The organism is Bacillus sp. HU-1818, from assembly GCF_022695965.1.
In the GTDB taxonomy this organism is placed as follows: Bacteria; Bacillota; Bacilli; order Bacillales; family Bacillaceae; genus Bacillus; species Bacillus atrophaeus.
Genome location: NZ_JAAPBE010000018.1, coordinates 1 through 883, shown reverse-complemented (window position 1 = coordinate 883; position 883 = coordinate 1). Strand labels below are relative to the sequence as shown.

The following is an 883-nucleotide window of genomic DNA, read 5'->3' as shown; positions in this document are numbered from 1 at the left end:
GTGGAGCCTAGCGGGATCGAACCGCTGACCTCCTGCGTGCAAGGCAGGCGCTCTCCCAGCTGAGCTAAGGCCCCGAGAAATGGTCGGGAAGACAGGATTCGAACCTGCGACCCCTTGGTCCCAAACCAAGTGCTCTACCAAGCTGAGCTACTTCCCGATCTTAATATATAATGGCGCGCCCGAGAGGAGTCGAACCCCTAACCTTTTGATCCGTAGTCAAACGCTCTATCCAATTGAGCTACGGGCGCAACATTTTAAATGCCGAGGGCCGGACTTGAACCGGCACGGTAGTCACCTACCGCAGGATTTTAAGTCCTGTGTGTCTGCCAATTCCACCACCCCGGCGTGGATGGTATAGTTGGAGCGGAAGACGGGATTCGAACCCGCGACCCCCACCTTGGCAAGGTGATGTTCTACCACTGAACTACTTCCGCAGACAGGATGTCCAACTGATTAACAACTGTCATCCTATATAATGCGGGTGAAGGGACTTGAACCCCCACGTCATAAGACACTAGATCCTAAGTCTAGCGCGTCTGCCAATTCCGCCACACCCGCATGAAAAATGGTGAGCCATGAAGGACTCGAACCTTCGACCCTCTGATTAAAAGTCAGATGCTCTACCAACTGAGCTAATGGCTCTTTTTAAAAGAGACTTGAGTATTATACCATATAAAAGTGGTGCCGGCAAGAGGACTTGAACCCCCAACCTACTGATTACAAGTCAGTTGCTCTACCAATTGAGCTACACCGGCTCGATATGTCAAAGAAAAAACAAGTAAAAATGGTGGAGGATGACGGGCTCGAACCGCCGACCCTCTGCTTGTAAGGCAGATGCTCTCCCAGCTGAGCTAATCCTCCATATTTGCACTGACGTGCAATT

The 883-nt window shown here is 51.3% G+C and carries 9 tRNA genes; all 9 read right to left on the bottom strand.

What is annotated here, in order from left to right:
* Position 1: 1 nt before the first annotated feature.
* Positions 2–74: transfer RNA gene (locus tag GXP75_RS21335), tRNA-Ala, on the bottom strand.
* 6 nt (positions 75–80) lie between these two features.
* A tRNA-Pro gene (locus GXP75_RS21330) sits at positions 81–157 on the bottom strand.
* A 14-nt stretch (positions 158–171) separates the two neighbouring features.
* Positions 172–248, bottom strand: a tRNA-Arg gene (locus tag GXP75_RS21325).
* An 11-nt stretch (positions 249–259) separates the two neighbouring features.
* A tRNA-Leu gene (locus GXP75_RS21320) sits at positions 260–345 on the bottom strand.
* Positions 346–359: 14 nt separating this feature from the next.
* Positions 360–434: transfer RNA gene (locus GXP75_RS21315), tRNA-Gly, on the bottom strand.
* A 42-nt stretch (positions 435–476) separates the two neighbouring features.
* Positions 477–558 (bottom strand) — tRNA-Leu (locus tag GXP75_RS21310).
* Between the two features lie 8 nt (positions 559–566).
* Positions 567–642 (bottom strand) — tRNA-Lys (locus GXP75_RS21305).
* 37 nt (positions 643–679) lie between these two features.
* Positions 680–755: transfer RNA gene (locus GXP75_RS21300), tRNA-Thr, on the bottom strand.
* 30 nt (positions 756–785) lie between these two features.
* A tRNA-Val gene (locus GXP75_RS21295) sits at positions 786–861 on the bottom strand.
* Between the last annotated feature and the right edge of the window lie 22 nt (positions 862–883).